Raw genomic sequence first — 21,447 nt, 5'->3', positions numbered from 1 at the left:
TACCAATTTCTTCCCGTTCATGCCGCTCTTAGGGGGATCAATATGCGCCGTATGTTTTTTATCACAACCGCTCTGTTCATGATAACACCGGCGCTTGCAGCCTCTGCCCCTCCTGTTGCCCTCACGCATGTGCGTATTGTGGATGGCACTGGAGCACCTCCTATAGAAGATGCAACTCTTGTGATGCAGAGAGATCATATTCTTGCTGTTGGCAAGAATGTGGACATACCCAAAGATGCCAAAGTGCTGGATCGTTCAGGAGATACTGCCCTGCCCGGCATTATTTCCGATCACAGCCATGTTGGGCAGTATGAGGGCGTAACCACGGGGTCCCAGTTTTATACACGTGCCAATATTATGGCTGCACTTGGGCAGTATCGTCGTTACGGTGTTACCACGGTTACGGCGTTGGGTAATAACGTGCCAGATGTGTTTGATCCGCTCCGTAAGGAAGCGCATGCAGGGAAAACGCCAGCTGATCTATTTGGGGTTGATCAGGGCATTGGCGTTCCCAATGGGGCGCCGCCTGTAAATGTTGCTCCTAACCAGCTTTTCCGCCCCAAAACGGCCAATGAAGCCCGAGAAGCCGTAGATACAATGGCAGATGAAGGCACAGATCTGGTTAAAATCTGGGTTGATGATTTTGATGGCACGCTGCCCGTTAAAATGAGCCCGGATATTATTGCTGCCGTTGTGGAGGAATCCCACAAACGCAAGTTACGCGTGGCAGCGCATATTCATGACTTGGAAGATGCCCAGCATGTTGTGGCTGCTGGGGTGGATATTCTTGCCCATGGCGTGCGGGACAAACCCGTTACGCCAGAGCTGGTTGCGGCGCTGAAATCCCGCGGCATCTGGTATATTGCCACCCTTCAGCTGGATGAAGCCACAACAGCATGGGCTGATCGCGCGCCGTGGACGCAAACCCCCTTTGCAATAGCAGGGCTTTCTGGCCCGTTACAGAAACAGATTAATGATCCCGCATGGCAGGCACAGCACAAAGCCGGCAAACAGGCTGATTTTGCCCGTACATCTTTAGAGATGAACCTGCAAAACCTGAAAACACTGCATGATGCTGGTGTAAAAATCGGTTTTGGCACAGATAGCGGCGCCACCCCTTTGCGCGTGCCCGGTGTGGCAGAACATCGGGAACTCGTCCTTACCGTGCAGGCGGGGCTAACACCTTTGCAGACTATTCATATCGCCACCCAGAACGCAGCAGATTTGCTGAATCTTTCTGATAGGGGTGTATTGGCACCGGGTAAACGGGCAGATGTATTGGTGGTTGCCGGTAACCCTGCTGCCAATATAGCAAATGCCGACAAGATTATTGAAACATGGGAAAACGGCGTAGCCATTTCTCCCCCTGTGCTGCAAAAATAAAAGGCAGTGTTCCCCCGGCCTGCCAGATTCACCTTTAATATGGCGTGCATAAAGGGCCTTGCCCTGATACGTTAGGCCTTACCGAGGGGTGCCCCGACATGGGGCTGAGAGATTGCAGAGCCAACAGGCAGCGCAATGACCCTTTGAACCTGATCCGGGTTATGCCGGCGAAGGGACAGGTTTGGCCACCCTATCCTTTTTGCTGGAATTGCGCGGCAGGGAGCCACGTTCTTGCGGAAAGGGAATTGCCTGACCATGATCGCCAATGTTTTGAGTATTGCCGGCACCGACCCCACAGGTGGCGCAGGAATTCATGCAGATATTAAAGCATTTTCCGCCATGGGGGCTTATGGCATGGCGGCCATTACGGCTGTGGTGGCTCAGAACACCCAAGGCGTACGGTCCTTTGTGGCGCTAGACCCACAATTTGTGGGTGAGCAAATTGATAGCGTGTTTGATGACGTGCGGGTGGATGCCGTTAAAATTGGAATGGTGCCCAATATCGGCATTGCCGAGGTTATTGCAGAACGGCTGCATCATCATGGTGCAAAAAATATTGTGCTTGATCCGGTTATGGTGGCCAAAAGTGGAGATCACCTTCTGGAAAGCAGTGCAGTCAGCACTATCAGAGACCTTCTGGTGCCACTTGCAACGCTTATTACCCCCAACCTGCCAGAAGCAGGCGTTTTGCTGGATGCCGACCCTATGTGGACGCTGGATGAAATGCGCTTACGGGTAAAAGAGTTGGCCAAGCTGGGTTCAGAATGGGTTTTGCTGAAAGGTGGCCATCTTGAAGGATCAACCGAGAGTGTTGATCTGCTTTATGGCCCGGGTGAAATTATTGAGTTTGCAGCGCCCCGTATTCACACACGTAATGACCACGGTACTGGCTGCACACTGTCTGCTGCAATAGCGGCGCTACTACCTTCCAAATCGGTGGAAGAGAGCGTGCGTGAGGCAAAAGCGTATCTACATGGCGCTCTTGCAGCGAGTGATACGCTTGATGTCGGGCATGGCCACGGCCCGCTGCACCATTTCCATCACCTTTGGAAATAATGTGCGGTTTTATCGGCATCACTTAGCGTGATGCCGATAAACAGGGGTATATCAGAGTTCAATATCTACTTCACGAATGCCAGCGCGCTGTGCGGCATCCGGGTGACCTTGGTGGAACGGTTCATCTGCAAGCAGTTTCACGTCGCTCAGTTCAGATACGGCAAGGCAATCCCACTGCCCCTGAGCAGGCACGCGCTTTTCATGTGCATCCACACCACGATACATCAGCACTTTTTCTACGCCATCTCCTTTGCCCAGAGCGTGCGGTGAACCAACCTGCGGCTTGTCATGAAGCGTAAAAGAAACGGCTTTTTTCTGTTCAATAGCGGTACGTAAAATGCTGTAAGCTGACATGGTTTGTTTCCTCTTTGCAGGAATAACAGTCTAACCCGCATGCGGCTTAAAAAGCCGGAAGCTGACAAAAGCTTCGTGCAGGTCTTTTACAGGGTTACGCCCCTGCACCCACAAAAGCGAGAGAGCTGATATAGGAGCAGCTATACCTGCCCCCACCACAGAACAGCCTTGCTGATCTGTGGCATGTGCCATTTTACAGCCCACATTGTGCAATGCCACTTACTCTTTCTTGACAAAAGGCAAATAATCTTCCTTTAACAAGAGCACAATTTGGAGAGGATTTTTGTCTAGATCAGCCACCACGCACGCAAAAATGCGCCTGTTTGCCAGCCGATGGCTGGTGGCCATTTGCGTGATGGTGGGGCTTGTTGGGCAGCTTTTCCTCCAAAGTCATGCGCAGCTGGGGGAAATGCCCCGCGCTACGCTTGAACGCCTTACCGGCCTTCATATTGGCCCAGCACTTAAAAGCCCGGCATGCCCTGATATGGATGATGCCATGGTTATGCCTGACGATGATGAAGGGCATGATCCCGCACACCATTCGCATGATGATAACAACGGGTTCTGCCCTCTCTGCCCACTGCTGCAACTGCCTGATATCGCCTTTATCGGGGTTTTTGTTGCCTTAAGCATTATGCTGCTGGCAAAGCGGCAGATCTATCATGATCGCGCCCCACGGGCTCCGCCTGCTGGTGTTTTTACGGGCCTTCCCCATACACGTGGGCCGCCTCTTTCCCTGTCATGTCTTTACTGACAGGAACACGTTTTTGCGGCTGCTATCTGTAATATAATAGCATCTGTCATTCCCGCCCTATGCGGGAACCAGCCATAAGGGCTGGATACATCAACCTGCCCTGTCAGCCTTTATGTATGACGCTGTCAGGACAGATAGGTATGTCTCGTATTTTTCGAACACTCCCATGTTTTGGGGTTATGGTAGGCGGTCTTACGCTTATCTGTGCGCCAGCTTTGGCTGCTCCCCCCCCCCCGCCTACTGCACGCCAACCTCAACCAGTGGGCCTAAAAAATGCAGCGCTTCAGGGCCTTCATGCGGGTGTTCATCTTCGGCAAATCACGCATCTGCTGAAACAACCCATCAGAATATTACGGTATATGGATCTGGCTCCCGACATTCCTACACTGTGCCAACAATAGAAGCGTGGGGAAAAACGCCGGTTGCACTGAAGGATATTCCCCAGTCTGTATCTGTCATTACACAGCAGCGTATGGAAGATTCCAACATGCTGACAATGACTGACGCCATGCGCCAGATTAACGGTATTCGGGTTATGCCGGCCTCTACGGCCAATTCAAATTTCTACTCACGTGGGTACCAACTCACCACTTCTGTGGATGGCACGCCAAACGCTTCAGGAACGCTGAATAACGCCAGTTTTGATCTTTCCATGTATGATCGTATCGAGATGCTGCGAGGGTCTTCGGGCCTGTTACAGGGGGCTGGTGGCGCGGGTGGCGTTGTAAATGAGGTCACCAAAAAACCGGGGCAGGATTTTGCGCTAACACTACAGTTGCATTTTGTGTTGAGTTCTGAATCTATGGGTAACCATGATTCAGGATATGATGAGTGGCGGTACGTCTGTTGAAGAGACGCTGGAATTATGGGCGCGCTCGCTTCGGTCCGCCAAGGATCGGATGGCGCCGCTGTTCACGCAAAAACGTGTCGTAGATTCGGCCTGTGCTTTTCTTGATGTTTTGATTGGCAATGAACCACGCAAGACGGGATGGATGCGAGCGGAAGCCGCAGGAGATCCTGGTCCATGGCGGCAGCAGGCGCTTCTGGGACGCGGGCACTGGGATGCCGATGCCCTTCGTGACGTCGTCAGGGATTATGTGATTGAGCATCTGGGCACTGAAGAGGGCGTGCTGGTCATTGATGAGACCGGTTTTCTGAAGAAGGGTCAGGCGTCCTGCGGTGTGGGGCGGCAGTATACGGGATCTGCCGGCAAGATCACGAACTGCCAGATTGGTGTGTTTGGCGCTTATGTTTCGGAACGGGGGCATGCCTTTATTGACCGCGCCCTGTATCTCCCGAAAGACTGGACATCAAAGCCTGAGCGTCTGAAGCGGGCCCACGTTCCCGATGACGTGGTGTTTGCAACCAAACCGGCGTTAGCCTCGATGATGATTGAGCGAAGTATTGAGGCCGGTGTGCCGTTCCGCTGGGTTGCAGCAGACAGCGTGTATGGCGTGGGCGACGTAGAACGCACGCTTCGCCGGGCAGGAATTGGATATGTGCTTGGGGTCAAGGGCAATCACTGGTTCGGATCATGGGCAACGGAACCGCTGATTGCCGGAGAGGCGAAAGATATTGCAGCAGGACTGCCAGACCAGGCCTGGCGTCGTCTGTCAGCGGGGCACGGCACAAAAGGTGAGCGACTTTATGACTGGGCGTATCTTCCGCTTGCTGATCTGGATGCTGAAGAATTTGACTGCCCTATAGCCGGACCATGGACACGTGGCCTGTTGATCCGCCGAAACATCGCTGACGGGGACCTTGCCTATTTTACGACCTGGAGCCCGAAAGGGACAACCACGCAGGAACTGGTGAACGTTGAAGGGACGCGCTGGAGGATCGAAGAAGGGTTCGAGACGGCCAAAAACGAATTTGGTCTTGATCATAACGAGACCCGCTCCTGGCATGGTTGGCATCGGCATGTCTCTCTGGTCATGCTGGCCTATGCCGTCATGGCCAGTGTCCGTTACCAGGCAAACTCACTGAAACCGAAAAAAACACAACTCAGAACACGACAGTCCTTGTCCGCTGGTCCATTCAGGAGATCAGGCGCCTCGTCGTAAAACTTGCACAACGCAGACTACCCGTCTCTCACATCCTCAGATGGTCCGTCTTTCGACGAACGCATCAGGCCAGTGCTATCCGCGCTCACTCACGACACAAAATGCAACTGTAGTGCTAAGCGGTGCCGCCAGTGTTGGAAGCTTTAACAACTACCGTGCTGATGTGGATATGACGGTAGCGTTGAACAAATCCAAAACCCTTCGCTTCCGCACGGCTGATCTGTTTGAAGATAATGATTACTTTTACAAATATGCCCATACCCGCAAATGGCAGGCCTATGGGGTGCTGGAGTGGGATATAACCCCGCGCACCACCTTTATGGTTTCTCACGCAGCGCAACAGCAGGATAATCAGGCCCCCTATTACGGATTGCCGCTTACAACGGCCAATACGCTATGGTCTGGCAGCCGCTCGGCAAACCCTAGCCAGAGTTGGGGATATTCCAACTACATGACTCAACAGACCATTGCCTCACTCAACCAGAAACTCTGGGGAGATTGGTCAGCAACTGCACGCGGCACATTTTACGATCAAAGTTACAACACGCTTTATAACGAACCCTGGAACCAGATAGACCCCAGCACAGGTACCTTACAGTATCGGGACCAAGGCATTGCAGCTTTTAAGGGTACGAATTCATCACGCTCTGCGGATATTTATGCCCAAGGCAGTTTCCATTTTCTAAACCGCACGCATCATGCGCTTTTCGGGTTTAACTATAATTCGTACGAACAGGTTACGCAGTATGCCAACAACACCTGTAACGCCATCTATAATGATGTGAGCATAAACAACACGGATGTTGTTAAGAAACCCGCAGCGAGCTGTTTTAACTATGCCACAAACACCAATGGCTGGGGCACGGATGATTACGCCTATCAATGGGGGTTTTATGGCCAGTTGCGGTTTGAACTCACCAAAAAGCTCTCTCTTATTCTGGGCGGACGCGCCTCACGCTATTACGAGAAACTGCGCGATATTGCCCCCGCACCAGCAACACAATGGCAGACAACATCCAACATACATGGAGAACTTACGCCTTATCTGGGAGCGGTTTATCAGATTACGCCCCATATCTCTTGGTATGCCAGCTACTCCAGTATTTTCACCCCTTCTGTGGGCAAGGAAACGTATCACGGTGGCGGGCTAACACCCCAGCGTGGTAACCAGATTGAAACCGGGTTTAAGGCGGAATATTTCCATGGCCGGTTAAATGTTTCTTCTGCCCTGTTCCGGATGGAGAGTGTAAACCAGCCGGTGCAAGACCCTCTGCATGCACAGTTTTACGTCACCACTGGGCCTATTCGCCGCCAGGGGTGGGAAATGCAGATAGATGGGCAAATTCTGCCTAATCTGGATGTTTCCATTGGCTACACGTATCTGGATACCAAAGTGTCCAATTCCCGCGTCAGCGATTTTGGCGGCGTTTACTCTCCCCACCACATGTTCAAATCCTGGGTGCATTACACCGTGCCAGATGGACGGTTGAAAGACCTGAACATAGGGGTTGGGATAGATGCCAACAGCAATCTGCGCGGGAGTTACGCTACCACTGTGCAAGGTGGATACATGACGATGGATGGCATGATTGGTTACAAGATCAACCGTAATCTGCGTCTGCAACTGAATGCCTATAATCTGACCAACCGCCATTATTACGAACGCGCCAGTGGTATATGGCAGTTCAACTTTCCTGCAGCCCCTCGCAATTTCATGGCAACGCTTCGTGCTACGTACTGATCCCCCTCCTTCTTCTCATTCTTTTTCGGACTGGAAAATTCTGCTTCCTTTCTGGGTGTCCGCAGAAAAGTGGAAAGCATGGGGGCTGCTAGGGCTTATTATTGGGCTTTCGCTGCTTTATGTGCGTACCGCCGTATGGTTTGGCATTTGGGACCAAAAGTTTTTTGATGCCTTTTTTGCATTCCATGTGCGCAAAGCCCTAGGCCTGTTGCCGGTTTATATTGCGGCTTGCGCCCTTTCAGCCGGCATTTATGTGCTGCAAACCTATCTGACACAGATCCTTTCCATGCGCTGGCGCTTATGGAACACAAAGGTTTATCTGCAACACTACCTGAAAGACACAACCTATTACCGTTTGGAGCATGATGCCGCGCAGGCAGATAACCCAGACCAGCGTATTGCAGATGACCTTGCACAAATGACAACCCTTGTTCTTAAACTGGGGTTGGATGCTATTCAGGCTGTGATGACGTTGCTGTCATTCTCCATTGTTTTATGGGAAATCGGCGGGGCATTATCGGTGCCACTTTGGGGGCATATCTATTATATTCCCGGCTATCTGTTTTTTGGAACAGTTCTTGTTTCTGTATTGGTTTCCTTTGTTATAGAAAAAGTGGGCGGCCCCTTAGTAAACGCTGATTATCAGCAACAACATTACGATGCAGATTTGCGCGCAAGCCTGCTTGATTTGCGACGTAACTCTGAACAGGTTGCTTTTTATAAAGGGGAAGATGCTGAGCATCTGCGCTTTTCCACGCACTTGGCTCACATTGCCAAAAATTGGCGCAACGTTGTGCATTACACGTGGCGTGCCAACTTTGTGGGAACGTTTTACAATCAAACAGCTTCCATTATTTTATGGGTTTTGCTGGTGCCAAAAATTATGGCGCATGCGCTTACGTTTGGCACTTATGCGCGTATCAATGCGGCTTTCATGCAGGTTCGAAGAAGTTTGCAATGGTTTATTGATAATTACACAGATCTGGCCAACCTGCGCTCCACATTGCAGCGTCTGGCTGAATTTGAACGCATCATACAGCAAAAGCCGGGACAAGGTATTGTCTGCAAACCTACAAACCAAAATACAGTTTCAACCCATAATTTGGTTCTTAACCTGCCTTCCGGGCAGAGATTTCTGGATTTTGGCAGCCTGACATTTCAAGCCGGTGAGCGATGGGCCATTTACGGGGCATCCGGCAGCGGAAAGAGCACATTTTTACGCAGCTTAGCCGGGTTATGGCCTTATGGCAGTGGAGAAGTGTGCCTTAATAGCGCAAAAGCCATGTTTGTTCCGCAGCAAAGCTACGTGCCATCGGGGCCTTTGCGGCAAGCCCTTTCCTACCCGTTATTGCCAGAGAAGCATGATTTGCACGCGTATGAAGCAGCCCTTCATGCCGCAAATCTGGGTGGTTACGTGTCTCGTCTGGATGAAGAGCAAGTATGGGGGAATATCCTGTCTGGTGGAGAGCAGCAGCGTCTGGCCCTGGCACGGGTTTTTCTATTTCAACCCTCTATTCTGTTTCTGGACGAAGCCACCTCTGCACTGGATGAAACCAATGAGCACGGCCTTTATGATGCGCTGCTAACACTCTTGCCCAATTGTACAATTATCAGCGTGACACACCGCAAAGCGCTGCAAGATTATCATCAGAAACAAATTGTTTTACAAAATGGGAAGGCTTTCTTTTAATCCTTAGCAAACTAGAGGAAACCAGCGGTTTGGGCAATAAGCGTGGCCCTATTCTGGTGCAACTACCCCCCAGTTTTGCTTATCCCGGAGATATTGCTGAACAGTTTCTTCATGATCTGAAAGTTATCATCAACGGCCCGGTGGTACTGGAACCCAGACATGTAAGCTGGTTTCAGCCTGAAGTTGATCTAATGCTGAAAAGGCAGCATGTCTCACGGGTTGCGGCGGATCCGGCTCGATTTGCTTCTGCTGCACAACCCGGAGGATGGAATGGTCTTGCCTATTTTCGGCTACATGGCTCTCCGCGCATTTATGAATCACCGTATAGCGCAGAAGCTGTGCGGGCACATGCAAACAGCGTTGCTGCATTAAGCGCATGTGGTACGGATGTCTGGACAATTTATGATAACACTACCTTTGGTGCCGCCACACAGAATGCACTTGAACTGATAGAGGCATTGCGGGCGTTAAAGCATTCACCCAGCATGATCACGGATTAACGCACCTTTGGAGCCAGCTGATGTGTAATCTCTATTCCATGACATCCAACCCACAGGCCATTCGCAAGGCAGCAAAGGTGGTGGCAGACCACACGGGCAATCTTCAGCCGTTGCCAGATATCTACCCCAACACCATGGCGCCCATTGTGCGCAATACAGCACAAGGCCGGGAATTGATGATGGCGCGCTGGGGCATGCCCACCCCACCAAACTATCTTAAGGGACACAAGGTTGACCGGGGTGTTACCAATATCCGCCACCCATCTTCCATGTGGTGGAAACGTTGGGAGCACGTGGGGCATCGCTGCCTTGTGCCGCTAACGGCTTTTTCAGAACCCACGCGCCTGCCAGATGGTAAGTCACAACCCGTATGGTTTGCCCGTAGCGATGATGAACCTCTGGCATTTTTTGCCGGGATCTGGTGCCAATGGACATCTGTGCGCAAACTGGCAGACGGAGAAACAACGGATGATCTCTTTGGATTTCTGACCACAGAAGCCAACCGGGAGGTTGGAGCCATTCACCCAAAAGCGATGCCGGTTATTCTCACGCAGCCGGAAGAGCTGGATATCTGGATGAATGCGCCAGCGGAAGAGGCCCTTCAGCTCCAAAGGCCCCTACCAGATGGTACGTTGAAAGTGATTGCCCCAGCTAACGCCCAGAACTAACCCTACCTGTTATTGAGGAAAATGCAGATATCTGGTGCGGTAGAGCATCATGAGGCATGGACAGCATGGCCAGTGGACATTATTTTCCGCCAACCATGACTATTTCAGCCCGCCCCATCCAGATCGGCATTGATTTCGGAACGACCAATAGCGTCATCGTTATCGCGCGTCCTGATCGTACCATCCAGACCATTTCTTTCCCTACGCCGGATGGTGGTTCCTCTCAAACCTGCCCCACGCTTCTTGCCTTATGGCAAGAGATGGAAGGCGGTAGGCGGCTGCTCCAGCGGGCTGTGGGCGCTTACGCTGTTGAGGCGCATCTTGATGATCCGTCCGAAACGCGGCTTATCATGTCCATGAAGTCTTATCTGGCTCAAGCCAGCTTTCGTGAGACACAGGTTTTTAGCCAGCGCCTTTCGTTGGAAAATCTGATTGCCACTTTCCTGCGGGAATTGATGGCGCTTACAGATATTACTCCGGCAGAATGCCACGTTACGGTTGGGCGGCCGGTGCATTTTGTAGGCGAAAACGCAGATAACGCCTTGGGGGAAGCCCGGCTAAGGGCGGCCTTTACGCAGGCAGGCTTTGCAGATGTGGCCGTTATGATGGAGCCAGAAGCTGCGGGCTGGCGCTTCATGCAGCGGCTGGATAGGCCCGCAACAGTGCTGGTTGGTGACTTTGGCGGTGGGACGAGTGACTTTTCGATCATGCGTTTTGATCCCGCCAGTAATCAAGGGGCACAGCCGCTTGGCCATACAGGTGTAGGGCTGGCTGGGGACCAGTTTGATTTCCGTATTATTGATAATGTTGTGGCCCCTTATCTTGGGCGTGATTGCACATTCCGCATTATGGGAGGGGAGCCGCTGCCGGTACCTATTGAATGGTACCACTCTCTCGCGCGCTGGCATCGTCTTTCTTTGATGCGCACCCCGCGTATTCTTAATGAAATTGCAGATGTTGCCCGAACAGCTTCTGAACCGGAAAAACTGAAAAGCCTGATTGAGCTTATTCGTGAGCAGCATGGGCAGGAACTTTATAATGCGGTTTCTGCCACCAAGCGTGCTTTATCCTCTGCGGAAAGTGCTGAGCTTTCTTTCTCTCAACCCGGTCTGGATATTAAAACAACCGTCTCACGCGCAGATTTTGACCGCTGGATTGCCCCTGATATTGCCAAACTTGGTGAAGGTATTGATCAAGCACTCAGTCAGGCCTCTCTTGCGCCAGAGCAGATTGACCGCGTGTTTCTAACTGGGGGCACGTCTTTCGTACCCGCAGTCAGACAACTTTTTACGTCTCGCTTTGGAGAAGATCGGGTTGAATTGGGTGGAGAGTTTGTTTCTGTTGCCGAAGGGTTGGCGTTGGCCTCTGTGTAGGTTTTGGAGGCCTACACTTTACCCGCCTGAAACCACATAAAGGCGAATGTAGTTCTCCATCAGACGTTGTTGCATGTTTAAAAGCTCAATCTCGGCATCTAGGTTGGCAAGCTGGCTGACAAGAAATTCTGCTTTAGATTCATCTCCGTGGCGGTAAGAAACCCCTACCCTTTTTGAGCTGATTTTTGCATTTTCAGCCATTTGCACAGCATTTCCATACTGTTCGCGTGTCATGTTGTAGTTGGCAAGAGCGTCTTCTGTTTCTTTCCAAGCATTTAAAACAGTTCGTTTATATTCCAGCCCAGCGTTTTTGAGTTCGGATTGGCGCAATTCCACTTGTCGTGCAATTTTTCCACCTTCAAAAATAGGTAGTGTGAGCGTTGGGCCAAACTGAGTATTTCGTGCGCCCCATCCGAACTCGGTTAAGGTTAACGCATCTATGGAGAGTTCGCCAGAAAACGTAATTCGGGGGTAAAAATCTGCCCTGGCAATACCAACCATAGCTGACGCAGCATGCAATCTTTGTTCAGCCGCACGAATATCTGGCCGACTTTTCACCAATACGGATGGAATTTTTAAAGGTGCTGGTGTGATCTGAGTATAATCGATAGGTGAAAAACTATCATCCATTACAGATAAGCCATCTGGGCGGTTATATACCAACATGGAAAGCGCACGCTGCACGGCCTGCTGTGCATTATCCAGTTCCTGATACTTCATAAAAACCTTATGAAACTGATTGCTTTGCTCAAGAAGAACTGTTTGTGAAATGAGACCGCGTTGATATGAGGCATTATTTATAACTTCTATTTCTTTTAAAATATTGGATGCTTGTTTTTCTATTTCTACCATTTGTGCAAGATTGCGCCAAAGAAAATAAAGACGACAGATTTCTGCTTCGAATGAAAGAGACACAGCCTCAATATCATCTTGAAAAGCCTGACGGTTAGCATCTGCCACCTTCCGCATTAACTTATAGCGGCCCCATAAATCCAATTCCCATGATGCAAACATGCCGGTATTAAAATTACTATAAGAAACCCCTTTAGGTTCTAGGTATGAACCACCTTGATCTAGCCCTAACAGAGGCCGCAATACATCACCTATACCTGCTGTAGATGTATAATTTCTGCTATACCCTGCTGTGCCGTTAATTTCTGGCATATTGGCGGCATAGGCTATTTTTGTTTCAATACGAGATGCCTGCAGTTTTTCATAAGCAATATTGATATCAATATTTTCCTGAAGGCCAATATCTATAAGTTTATCCAGCTCTGGTTGATTGAAATTTTGCCACCATTTTTTTTGAACCTTCCCATTAAACTGCTGGGCAGGAGTATTCTCCCACATTTGTGGTAAGGCGACTTTGGGGAGTGGTGTTTTAGGCTGCAGGGAGCATGCTCCCAACAATATTCCTGACAGTAAAAGTGCAACTGTATTTTTCTGGGATTTGGAAAACATAAAAATCATTGCACAGCCTTATCTTTTTGTTTTTCACCAAACATCACCAAGTAAAAAGCTGGCAAGGCAAGAAGAGTAAGAAATGTCGCAACACTCAAACCTCCAATCATGACAATGGCCATAGGTCCCCAAAAAATATTGAAGGCCAAAGGAATGAAGGCAAAAACTGATGCTAAGGCTGTAAGTATAACTGGTCTTGCGCGTAATAGTGTTGCATCAATAACAGACGCATTTAAGGATAAGCCATCCTGCTTATTATATTCTATTTGATCAACCAATAAGATGGTATTGCGCATGATCATTCCAGCCAGAGCAATTAAACCTAACAAAGCCACAAAACCAAAGGGGGCATTAAAAATAAGCAAGCCCAATACAGCGCCTATCACCCCTAAAAAACTGGAGCATAAAACCAGTATAACACGGCTGAACTGTTGTAATTGCAGCATCAAAATTAGGGCCTGTTAGAGCTTGATCCAGTCTGCTGCGGCAGCGATGTGGATGACGGCGAGGAACGACGTTGCTGTTTTTTCATATCTGGTTGCGACAGCGCGCCACTCCTTGAGGCGAGCCCAGAGGTTCTCAACGAGATGCCGACACCGATAGGCCCATTTGGGGCAGGCGACCGGGCCATCGCGTCGTTTCGCGGGAATGGCTGGCCGTGCTCCCATGTCCCATATCCGTTCACGAAAGGCATTCGACGCGTAACCCTTGTCCGCTACTACCCACAGGGGAGTGGCGGGAAGGCTGTCGAGCATGGCTGGTGCCAGAGGCAGTTCATGAGCCTGTCCAGGGGCCAGCGCAAAACCGAAGGCTTTTCCATGTCCATCAGCGATCACGCAGACTTTTGTGCCATAGCCGCCGCGAGAGCGGCCAAGTGCTTCACGATGGTCTCGCTCTTCGAAAGAGGCCCCTTTTTTTGGGCTCCCGCCGCTTTGTGGTGAGCCCTGATGTTCGTGCCATCCAGAAAAGTCATTCCGAATGCCACTCCCTGTTGTTCCTGAACCAGTGCGAGCAGCCGCTCCCATACGCCGAGCTTCGCCCAGCGGATGAAAAGCTGCGCAGCCCGCCACCACGGACCCAGTTCAGCGGGGATACTCCGCCATTTCGCGCCATTCTCATGACGCCAGAAAATCGCTGCTATCGTCCGCCGCAGATCATGTGGCGGCGTCTTGCCCCTCGGGCGAACCTCCTCAATCAGAGGTTCCCAGATCGCCCATGTCTCGTCCGTAAAGGTGCCTGTTCTGTCTCCTTCTTCCATCCCTACAATATGGGAAGAAATTCAAGATCTAACAGGCCCTAGCAGCATGATGCCTACTGTTGGGGGTAATAAAGCAAATATCGCATCATTTGCTGTTTGAGAAAGCTCGGCATCCCCTCCTACTTCCACTCTATAACCATATGGAAGATGCTTTTTTATATTATCTATTCCAGGTCTTATTTGCTCAACAATGTCCAAGGGTTCGGCGCCCGGCAGAACATCAGATTGAACGGTTATGCACGGCTCTCCATTTCGCCGCCATATAACGGGAAAAACCTGTTTGACTTCCAAGGATCCCAATTGACCTAAAAACACATTGCCCATTGGCGTTTGTATCGGAAGCAGCATCCATAATTGCGGGTCATGACGGTATTTTTCTTCTGCACGAATAACCAGACTACGGTGATTATCTGTGCTGAAAATTGTACCTACAACTTCCCCAGAAAGAAAAGCCTGCAGCTGTTGTGCAACGGCAATGCGATTACTTCCAAAATGAACAACTTTACCTGAATCCATCTTGAATGATTCAGATAAAGTGCGGTTGCCCCAGTCAATTTGTACATCAGATGTGCCAGATGTTTTTTAAGAATATCTCTTATTTTATGAGAAATATTTATAATTTCATCTATATTGGGCCCGATAACCCGATATTGTACTGGAAAATCAGCAGTTGGCCCCAAAGAGAGTCTTTGTACATGAAGGCTTGCCGGGATATCATTAGCAAATTCTTTGATCTTCCTGAAAATTTCTTCTCGGGCATCCAGATCCTTGGCAACCAGCAAAAGTGTTGCGTGTGAAGCGCTGGGACTGGCAGGAATATAAGGCATGTAAAATCTGGGAGCACCATCTCCAATATGTGTTTCAATATGATACAGTGAAGGTAAGGATAAAATCCTGCTTTCAATATTACTTACAATTTTATTTGTTTTACTCAGCGAGCTGCCGGGGGGTAATGCAACATCAACAATCAGTTCTGGACGGTCCGATAATGGGAAAAACTGCTGGTTCACTAAGTTTGTGCCAAATATTGCAATAACAAGAAGAAAAATGGTTACTGCGCACACAGTTTTTCTTTTAACAATAACCCACTCAAGAATTTTTCTTAAAAGAAGAATGCTTTTGTTTTCTAACGAAGGTTCATTTTCTAGTGTATTTTTGGGTTGTGGTAAAAACCATACGCCAAGTAATGGTATAAAAACCACTGCTACAACCCAACTGCAAAGTAATGCCGCAGCACTTACCCAGAAAATTTCACCGGCATACTCACCTGTAGTAGATTTAGCTATTCCGACGGGTAAAAAGCTTATAATTGTTATTAACGTGCCCGTAAGCATGGGGAACGCAGTGTGCGACCATGCGTAGGATGCAGCATTCTCTCGGCTTGCGCCGTTAGATAACTGCACAATCATGGCCTCAATACTAATAATAGCATCATCAACTAACAGACCAAGAGACAGTATTAAAGCACCAAGAGAAATACGCTCTAAGCTAATGCCGGATATTTTCATATATAATGCGACAAAAGATAAGGTAAGCGGCACAGAAAATGCCACAACCATACCGCTTCGAAATCCGAGCGTGCCAAAGGCCACAACTAACACGACCAGGAGTGCAAAAAAGAATTTTAAAAGGAATGTATTTACAGCTTCCTTAATAATTTTACTTTGATCTTCAACCTGAACAAACTTTAGCCCTGCAGGAAGGTCACCATTTATTTTTCCCAGTTCTGTATTCAGCCTTTTACCTAAAGCCAGGCCATCTCCATCTTTTGCCATTGCCACGGCTATAATTAATGCCGGCTGGCCATGATACCGGACAATACTGGATGGGGGATCAACATATCCACGGCTAACAGTTGCAATGTCTTTAACATGCAAATTACCAGATTTTGAAGGTAATGTGATCTGCTCTATAGATTCCTGATTATCTGCGGCACCAGAAACATCAATAGGTATATTAATGCCAAAGTCCAGCATGCCTCCTGAGGCAATAAGACTGTGCTGCTGTATAGATTCAGAAAATTGCTGCAAGCCTATACCCGTATTTTTTAGCCGGGTAGGATCTATATCTATATTAAATGTTGCTGGAATTTCTCCAATAACCTGTACTTTTCCAACGTAAGGAATTCTCTGGAAACCTGTTTTGATTTTCTTGGCTATTGGAGAGAGACTGGATATTTCAGGGCCTGTGAGCGCAAAAGTATAACCATACACATCTGCAAAATCATCGTTTACAGATAGACTGCTTCCTTCTGGTAAAGAAGGAGAAACATCAGATACTTTATTACGAACTTTTTGCCATATCTGCGGAACCTGCTCTTTTGGAGCATTATCATTTAATGACACCTGAGTGACACAGAAAGACGGGTTACAGTAAGTAGAAAGGGAATCTAGGGCCTGTTAGATCTTGAATTTCTTCCCATATTGTAGGGATGGAAGAAGGAGACAGAACAGGCACCTTTACGGACGAGACATGGGCGATCTGGGAACCTCTGATTGAGGAGGTTCGCCCGAGGGGCAAGACGCCGCCACATGATCTGCGGCGGACGATAGCAGCGATTTTCTGGCGTCATGAGAATGGCGCGAAATGGCGGAGTATCCCCGCTGAACTGGGTCCGTGGTGGCGGGCTGCGCAGCTTTTCATCCGCTGGGCGAAGCTCGGCGTATGGGAGCGGCTGCTCGCACTGGTTCAGGAACAACAGGGAGTGGCATTCGGAATGACTTTTCTGGATGGCACGAACATCAGGGCTCACCACAAAGCGGCGGGAGCCCAAAAAAAGGGGCCTCTTTCGAAGAGCGAGACCATCGTGAAGCACTTGGCCGCTCTCGCGGCGGCTATGGCACAAAAGTCTGCGTGATCGCTGATGGACATGGAAAAGCCTTCGGTTTTGCGCTGGCCCCTGGACAGGCTCATGAACTGCCTCTGGCACCAGCCATGCTCGACAGCCTTCCCGCCACTCCCCTGTGGGTAGTAGCGGACAAGGGCTACGCGTCGAACGCCATGCGTGAACGGATATGGGACATGGGAGCACGGCCAGCCATTCCCGCGAAACGACGCGATGGCCCGGTCGCCTGCCCCAAATGGGCCTATCGGTGTCGGCATCTCGTTGAGAACCTCTGGGCTCGCCTCAAGGAGTGGCGCGCTGTCGCAACCAGATATGAAAAAACAGCAACGTCGTTCCTCGCGGTCATCCACATCGCTGCCGCAGCAGACTGGATCAAGCCCTAACAGGCCCTAAAAATTCTATACCACGTAATTCTTGCTCCAGCGGATCTATAACTTGTGCCTGCAATGCGTCTGGGCTTGCACCAGACCATTGGGCCGAAATAGTCATGCTTTTTAATGTGAAATTAGGATCTTCAGCCCGACCCAAATTTGTAAATTGCCATCCCCCTGCAATAAGAGAGATAATCATCAAAAAGCCAATAAGCTGAGGATGTTCCACAGCCCAGCGAGATGGATTGAACTTTTGGGACATCATGAATGATCATCCATTTGAACAATTTTCACGATATCTTCGTGGCGAAGAAGATCCGGGCCATTTGAAACAACAAGTTGCTGTGGCAAAAGCCCCGTTACAACGGCATCTTGCCCGCTCAAGCTTATAATCGTGATACGCTGTTCAGAAATATGTTGTTGGTCTTCACTCACTTTCCAAACATAAGGGAGCCCCTGTTTATAAAAAAGCGCTGTAAGAGGCACACGAACATGATTTTTTACTTGTTCTGGAATAAAGTTGACCAGAACTGAATCATTAAATGGTATTGGCAAAGGTGTTTTTAATAACACCCGTGCATGCCTTATTTTTGTTTCAGCATCAAAGTATGGGCTGATACGTACCACCTCTCCTTGTGTAATAATAGATTGCGAGGTGCCTGTTGTAATCTTAATTTTGGCTTTCTCGCCAATATTTACATAGTTTGAAGCATATAATTCGACATCAATTTCGGGCTTTCCTGCAGCCAGTACAGCAACCTCATTTCCTGCCCCGGTTAATGCACCGGGTTGCGTAGAAATTTTTATGAGAGTTCCATCCTCTGGAGCGCGTATCATGCTTTGCTGTTCATGACTTTCAGCCAGTTTTACAGATTCTTTTGCAGCTTTTTCTTTTGCGCGCGCCATGGCAAGAGCTGATTGTCTATCTTTTATTGCGCTTGTAGATAAAGCACCTATCGCATCCAAACCATTACTGCGTTTTACGAGATCAGAAAGTTGAAGTGTATTGGCATGTGCTTCTTCAAACTCATTCTGAGCTTGCGCCAGAAGAAGTTTTGAATCTGTATTGTTCATGACAACCAAAACATCGTCTTTATGTATGATTTCGCCTTCATGTACGGGAATATTTTTGATTTTCCCTTCCCTTACTGAAGAAACAGATATGATATGCTCAGTTGTGTAGAAACCTACATAGTTTGATGAGTTATGATCAGCTGGTACAACCTGAACTGCTTCAACAGGCTTTTGTTGTGGAGATACAGTTTCAGGACGTTTTTCCTTGCAACCACTTGCAGATATAAAAGCTGCAATCAAAGCAGCCTTATAAAAAACTTTTGTTTTTTTCTGTTATGATACATAATACTTACAACTATGCATTGGATCTATTGTGTGGGGTTCTACGTGTTGTGAATATTGCTGCCATTAGACAGCAAAACACCAAAAAATATAAGAACAATACCTAATATTTGAGAGTAATCTAAGATTTGATTAAAATAAAATCTGCTAATAAGGCATGAAAAAACAATACCTAGCCCAGAAGACACACTATAAACTACACTCATAGGTGTAATTTTTAAGGCAAGGGATAAAAAAAGGAATGATAGCACATACCCAATACTCATAACGAAAATTGGGAGAGGTTTTGTGAAATTTTGTGTTTCTTTAAGTGCTGCCGTGCCCACTACTTCAGCAACCACTGTAAAGAATATATATAAAAAACCTTTCATTGTTCAATCTTTTTGGAATGTGTGATGTGTTCAATAATGTTCTGAATTTCTTCGTATTGAATACCATTCAGTTTTTCCGCGCCTAATATTTCCCACAGTGACAATCCATCTGCTGCCAGGCAGCATAGAATCATCAACGGTGAGCTTTCCTCAAAAAGACCGGTAGATTTTATTGTTTGCCAATAAATGCGCGTCCATTCCTGAGACAGTTTGCTATCTGAAAGCATGACAGACAAAAGCTGGCGCAGAATAATATAGCCTTTATCCTGTGGGTTAGATGCGTTTCCCAAACCGATATAGGCACGTGCCGCTCGCCCAGTTTTCACTGGGTCTTTTTCCATGGTGGCCAGTATCTCATCTCTAAAGAGATTGAGTTCACGATGGAACAATCCGTCAAGAAGCTTCTCTTTGGAGGGAAAATGATGCAGCAAGCCGCCTTTGCTCACGCCTGCTTTTTGCGCAACCAGATTCAATGTCAGTTTTTGTGCGCTTTCATGAATCAGTATTTCAGCCGCAGCATCTAAAAGATTGCTTTTTACGGATTCTGGATTGTTCGTACGTGTCTTATGGTTTGCCATAGACAAAACATACCGGCCGGACGGTTTTTTGTAAAGCCAAGATTCACAGCACCCCCAAAATCAGATTTTAATGGTGTTTGGGGTGCTGAAGGCTTTGTAATATGCTGTTTAAGATTTCTGCTTTTGAGATGTGCTTTCTTTGGATGATGATGCAGAAAGTTGGGTGGAAATACGACCAGTTTTAATGGCAGTACAGAAAGCTTTCCAATCAGCTTTTGTCTGATCCGCATAAGCAACGGAGAACCCAGCTATGGCATCAGCAAACGCACGTCCTCCTCCTAAATAGCCAGCTAAAGTGGCAACATCGGCAGAACGTGCGTGGGCACGTGCCAGCGTACGGCCACATAAAAGCGCATAATCAGGCAGACCAACCTGTGCAAACTCTGCCCCAATTGCCGCCAAGCGCTGATCTTTCAACCGGCGCACATAAAACTGACGCTGCCCGACAGAAAGGTTCCCGGTTTCACCATCTGCTTCATCCGTGCCACAACTATGCGTCCAGCCTAAAAATGCATCAGATGTTGTTTGCATAATACGTTGCCCGACCACAACACGTTCACCCTGATTGTGAAAAGGAGAAGGCTGAAGATATGGCGCTAAAACAGAAGTCTGGGCTTCCTTGATCTGAAGCAGCAAAACTTCATTATCTGGCGTTGAAAATAGACCTATGGCGCAAAATGTCCCCACACTCCCTACCCCAACAACCTTGAAAATAACATCTTGCAATGCATAGCGAGAAAGCAGAATAGCGCGCTCGGGAGGTTGTGTTGCAATATATCTGGCAAAGGCTGTGCGTATTGCGGCATCCTGTTCTGGCAGACGCACCACCAAAGGTGGTTTTTCTGTCAGACGCGGCGTTCCACAATCTTCCGCCACAAGGCCAAAATGTTTGCGCGCGCTTTCTAACCGCGCTTCCAGCAGGCTCTGGACTTTTTTGCGAGCCTGTTTGTTCTGAAAACCCGCAATGGCAGCAGAAAGATCAATGCGTTCTGCCCAGATTTCCAAAGGACTCATAGGGGCCAGATGCGCCATTTCCTGCGCATAGGATTGTGCCATGCTGCGTGCCAGATTGCGGGCAGATCCATCAGCAAGCCCTGCTTCCCGTCCAGCAAGAACCAAGGAGGTGCCTAAGCGTTTGATATCCCATTCAAATGGAGCAGGAAGTGTTTCATCAAAGTCATTGATATCAAAAACCGGTATTCCTTCGGCAGAGGCATAGCTGCCAAAGTTGGCCAGATGGCAATCTCCGCAGCTCTGCACTTTTGGGCCTGCGGTAAGTGTTCCAGCCAAATCTGCGGCCATTACCGCCGCCGCTCCGCGCAAAAACGCGAAGGGAGACACTGCCATACGTGCATACCGCACAGGCAGCAATGCGCTGATCCGGTGCGCCCCTTGCGCCTCAAGGATAGACACCGGATCTGCCCTCTTTTTGGAAGGACGCCATTCGGCTTGCTGGGTGCGTGGGGCAGCCTTACGAAGTTTTATGCCATTGGCATGGCGCAAGGCACGCGGGATAAGGCTGGCAGACTGAGCCGAATGAGATGCGATCATAAGTCATGTTTAGGCATAACCTTAGAAGTAAACCAGCAATCCAAGCACAAAGCATTACAGGTATGCCCTACGCT

Annotated in this window: 19 protein-coding genes, 3 pseudogenes and 1 riboswitch; of the genes and pseudogenes, 11 read left to right on the top strand and 11 right to left on the bottom strand. The window is 48.9% G+C overall.

Features of this window, described 5'->3' with window-relative positions; genetic code table 11:
* Window positions 1-42: 42 nt before the first annotated feature.
* Entirely contained in the window at window positions 43-1,383 is a 1,341-nt protein-coding gene (locus QQM41_RS12525) for an amidohydrolase family protein (RefSeq protein WP_339077331.1), read from the top strand.
* Window positions 1,384-1,457: 74 nt separating this feature from the next.
* A riboswitch (TPP riboswitch) is annotated at window positions 1,458-1,577 on the top strand.
* A gap of 61 nt (window positions 1,578-1,638) precedes the next feature.
* Entirely contained in the window at window positions 1,639-2,439 is an 801-nt protein-coding gene (gene thiD / locus QQM41_RS12520; protein WP_339077330.1) for a bifunctional hydroxymethylpyrimidine kinase/phosphomethylpyrimidine kinase, read from the top strand.
* Window positions 2,440-2,490: 51 nt separating this feature from the next.
* Here thiD and QQM41_RS12515 read toward each other — a convergent pair whose 3' ends face one another.
* Window positions 2,491-2,793, bottom strand: coding sequence for a hypothetical protein (locus tag QQM41_RS12515; protein ID WP_050819829.1), 303 nt, complete (start codon window positions 2,791-2,793; stop codon window positions 2,491-2,493).
* A 30-nt stretch (window positions 2,794-2,823) separates the two neighbouring features.
* Window positions 2,824-2,985: a hypothetical protein gene (locus QQM41_RS12510; RefSeq protein WP_339077329.1), complete on the bottom strand. Its 162-nt coding sequence runs from the start codon at window positions 2,983-2,985 to the stop codon at window positions 2,824-2,826.
* A 121-nt stretch (window positions 2,986-3,106) separates the two neighbouring features.
* On the opposite strand from QQM41_RS12510, the gene QQM41_RS12505 reads away from it, so the two are divergent.
* The 8 genes and pseudogenes from QQM41_RS12505 to QQM41_RS12470 all read left to right on the top strand — a co-directional run bounded on the left by QQM41_RS12505 (window position 3,107) and on the right by QQM41_RS12470 (window position 11,582).
* Window positions 3,107-3,547: a DUF2946 family protein gene (locus QQM41_RS12505; protein WP_339078125.1), complete on the top strand. Its 441-nt coding sequence runs from the start codon at window positions 3,107-3,109 to the stop codon at window positions 3,545-3,547.
* A gap of 487 nt (window positions 3,548-4,034) precedes the next feature.
* Entirely contained in the window at window positions 4,035-4,397 is a 363-nt protein-coding gene (locus QQM41_RS12500; RefSeq protein ID WP_339077328.1) for a TonB-dependent receptor plug domain-containing protein, read from the top strand.
* Window positions 4,360-5,610 (top strand): IS701-like element IS1452 family transposase, encoded by a 1,251-nt coding sequence (locus tag QQM41_RS12495; protein ID WP_012812328.1) that lies wholly within the window; start codon window positions 4,360-4,362, stop codon window positions 5,608-5,610. Before QQM41_RS12500 ends, QQM41_RS12495 begins: the two co-directional genes overlap by 38 nt.
* 40 nt (window positions 5,611-5,650) lie before the next feature.
* Window positions 5,651-7,351 carry a TonB-dependent receptor domain-containing protein gene (locus tag QQM41_RS12490; RefSeq protein WP_339077327.1) on the top strand — a complete coding sequence of 567 codons (1,701 nt, stop codon included), beginning with the start codon at window positions 5,651-5,653 and terminating at the stop codon, window positions 7,349-7,351.
* On the top strand, window positions 7,281-9,041 hold the full coding sequence (locus QQM41_RS12485; protein ID WP_339077326.1) for an SbmA/BacA-like family transporter: 1,761 nt from the start codon (window positions 7,281-7,283) through the stop codon (window positions 9,039-9,041). Before QQM41_RS12490 ends, QQM41_RS12485 begins: the two co-directional genes overlap by 71 nt.
* A gap of 17 nt (window positions 9,042-9,058) precedes the next feature.
* Window positions 9,059-9,541 (top strand): annotated as a pseudogene (locus QQM41_RS12480) (DUF72 domain-containing protein); the annotation flags it as partial.
* Window positions 9,542-9,561: 20 nt separating this feature from the next.
* Window positions 9,562-10,209 carry an SOS response-associated peptidase gene (locus QQM41_RS12475; protein ID WP_339077325.1) on the top strand — a complete coding sequence of 216 codons (648 nt, stop codon included), beginning with the start codon at window positions 9,562-9,564 and terminating at the stop codon, window positions 10,207-10,209.
* 56 nt (window positions 10,210-10,265) lie between these two features.
* Window positions 10,266-11,582, top strand: coding sequence for an Hsp70 family protein (locus QQM41_RS12470; RefSeq protein WP_339077324.1), 1,317 nt, complete (start codon window positions 10,266-10,268; stop codon window positions 11,580-11,582).
* Between the two features lie 18 nt (window positions 11,583-11,600).
* On the opposite strand, the gene QQM41_RS12465 is transcribed toward QQM41_RS12470, so the two are convergent.
* The 4 genes and pseudogenes from QQM41_RS12465 to QQM41_RS12450 all read right to left on the bottom strand — a co-directional run bounded on the left by QQM41_RS12465 (window position 11,601) and on the right by QQM41_RS12450 (window position 16,646).
* Window positions 11,601-13,052: a TolC family protein gene (locus tag QQM41_RS12465; protein ID WP_339077323.1), complete on the bottom strand. Its 1,452-nt coding sequence runs from the start codon at window positions 13,050-13,052 to the stop codon at window positions 11,601-11,603.
* Window positions 13,049-13,498, bottom strand: a pseudogene (locus QQM41_RS12460) (efflux RND transporter permease subunit); the annotation flags it as partial. The pseudogene QQM41_RS12460 and the gene QQM41_RS12465, both read right to left, overlap by 4 nt.
* A 6-nt stretch (window positions 13,499-13,504) precedes the next feature.
* A protein-coding gene (locus tag QQM41_RS12455) for an IS5 family transposase (protein ID WP_339076994.1) occupies window positions 13,505-14,301 on the bottom strand; the annotation gives its coding sequence in 2 pieces (ribosomal slippage) (window positions 13,505-13,962 and window positions 13,962-14,301; 798 coding nt in all).
* Between the two features lie 21 nt (window positions 14,302-14,322).
* Window positions 14,323-16,646: pseudogene (locus QQM41_RS12450) on the bottom strand (efflux RND transporter permease subunit).
* Between the two features lie 86 nt (window positions 16,647-16,732).
* Here QQM41_RS12450 and QQM41_RS12445 point away from each other — a divergent pair.
* Window positions 16,733-17,529, top strand: a protein-coding gene (locus QQM41_RS12445; RefSeq protein WP_082779839.1) for an IS5 family transposase whose coding sequence is annotated in 2 segments (ribosomal slippage) — window positions 16,733-17,072 and window positions 17,072-17,529 — 798 coding nt in all. Because the reading frame shifts where the segments join, the coding sequence is not laid out codon by codon here.
* On the opposite strand, the gene QQM41_RS12440 is transcribed toward QQM41_RS12445, so the two are convergent.
* The 5 genes from QQM41_RS12440 to QQM41_RS12420 form a co-directional block, all read right to left on the bottom strand.
* On the bottom strand, window positions 17,519-17,782 hold the full coding sequence (locus QQM41_RS12440) for an efflux RND transporter permease subunit (protein ID WP_339077322.1): 264 nt from the start codon (window positions 17,780-17,782) through the stop codon (window positions 17,519-17,521). The genes QQM41_RS12445 and QQM41_RS12440 overlap by 11 nt on opposite strands.
* Window positions 17,779-18,831, bottom strand: a complete 1,053-nt coding sequence (locus QQM41_RS12435) for an efflux RND transporter periplasmic adaptor subunit (RefSeq protein WP_339077321.1) — start codon at window positions 18,829-18,831, stop codon at window positions 17,779-17,781. The genes QQM41_RS12440 and QQM41_RS12435 overlap by 4 nt, the downstream gene beginning before the upstream one ends.
* Before the next feature lie 83 nt (window positions 18,832-18,914).
* The gene (locus tag QQM41_RS12430; RefSeq protein WP_339077320.1) at window positions 18,915-19,244 is read right to left on the bottom strand and encodes an SMR family transporter; all 330 of its coding nucleotides are present in this window, start codon (window positions 19,242-19,244) and stop codon (window positions 18,915-18,917) included.
* Window positions 19,241-19,822: a TetR/AcrR family transcriptional regulator gene (locus QQM41_RS12425; RefSeq protein ID WP_339078124.1), complete on the bottom strand. Its 582-nt coding sequence runs from the start codon at window positions 19,820-19,822 to the stop codon at window positions 19,241-19,243. The genes QQM41_RS12430 and QQM41_RS12425 overlap by 4 nt, the downstream gene beginning before the upstream one ends.
* 108 nt (window positions 19,823-19,930) lie before the next feature.
* Window positions 19,931-21,373 carry a DUF2252 domain-containing protein gene (locus QQM41_RS12420; RefSeq protein ID WP_339077318.1) on the bottom strand — a complete coding sequence of 481 codons (1,443 nt, stop codon included), beginning with the start codon at window positions 21,371-21,373 and terminating at the stop codon, window positions 19,931-19,933.
* Between the last annotated feature and the right edge of the window lie 74 nt (window positions 21,374-21,447).

The organism is Acetobacter sp. AC2005 (assembly GCF_037901235.1).
In the GTDB taxonomy this organism is placed as follows: domain Bacteria; phylum Pseudomonadota; class Alphaproteobacteria; order Acetobacterales; family Acetobacteraceae; genus Acetobacter; species Acetobacter oryzoeni.
This window is presented reverse-complemented; position numbering and strand designations above follow the sequence as displayed.

Bases quoted from the DNA above. Each gene is read 5' to 3' on its own strand.
- QQM41_RS12525 (WP_339077331.1), top strand. From the start codon at position 43: ATGCGCCGTATGTTTTTTATCACAACCGCTCTGTTCATGATAACACCG.
- thiD (WP_339077330.1), top strand. From the start codon at position 1,639: ATGATCGCCAATGTTTTGAGTATTGCCGGCACCGACCCCACAGGTGGC.
- QQM41_RS12515 (WP_050819829.1), bottom strand. From the start codon at position 2,793: ATGTCAGCTTACAGCATTTTACGTACCGCTATTGAACAGAAAAAAGCC.
- QQM41_RS12510 (WP_339077329.1), bottom strand. From the start codon at position 2,985: ATGGCACATGCCACAGATCAGCAAGGCTGTTCTGTGGTGGGGGCAGGT.
- QQM41_RS12505 (WP_339078125.1), top strand. From the start codon at position 3,107: ATGCGCCTGTTTGCCAGCCGATGGCTGGTGGCCATTTGCGTGATGGTG.
- QQM41_RS12500 (WP_339077328.1), top strand. From the start codon at position 4,035: ATGCTGACAATGACTGACGCCATGCGCCAGATTAACGGTATTCGGGTT.
- QQM41_RS12495 (WP_012812328.1), top strand. From the start codon at position 4,360: ATGATTCAGGATATGATGAGTGGCGGTACGTCTGTTGAAGAGACGCTG.
- QQM41_RS12490 (WP_339077327.1), top strand. From the start codon at position 5,651: ATGGTCCGTCTTTCGACGAACGCATCAGGCCAGTGCTATCCGCGCTCA.
- QQM41_RS12475 (WP_339077325.1), top strand. From the start codon at position 9,562: ATGTGTAATCTCTATTCCATGACATCCAACCCACAGGCCATTCGCAAG.
- QQM41_RS12470 (WP_339077324.1), top strand. From the start codon at position 10,266: ATGGACAGCATGGCCAGTGGACATTATTTTCCGCCAACCATGACTATT.
- QQM41_RS12465 (WP_339077323.1), bottom strand. From the start codon at position 13,052: ATGATTTTTATGTTTTCCAAATCCCAGAAAAATACAGTTGCACTTTTA.
- QQM41_RS12440 (WP_339077322.1), bottom strand. From the start codon at position 17,782: ATGATGTCCCAAAAGTTCAATCCATCTCGCTGGGCTGTGGAACATCCT.
- QQM41_RS12430 (WP_339077320.1), bottom strand. From the start codon at position 19,244: ATGAAAGGTTTTTTATATATATTCTTTACAGTGGTTGCTGAAGTAGTG.
- QQM41_RS12425 (WP_339078124.1), bottom strand. From the start codon at position 19,822: ATGGCAAACCATAAGACACGTACGAACAATCCAGAATCCGTAAAAAGC.
- QQM41_RS12420 (WP_339077318.1), bottom strand. From the start codon at position 21,373: ATGATCGCATCTCATTCGGCTCAGTCTGCCAGCCTTATCCCGCGTGCC.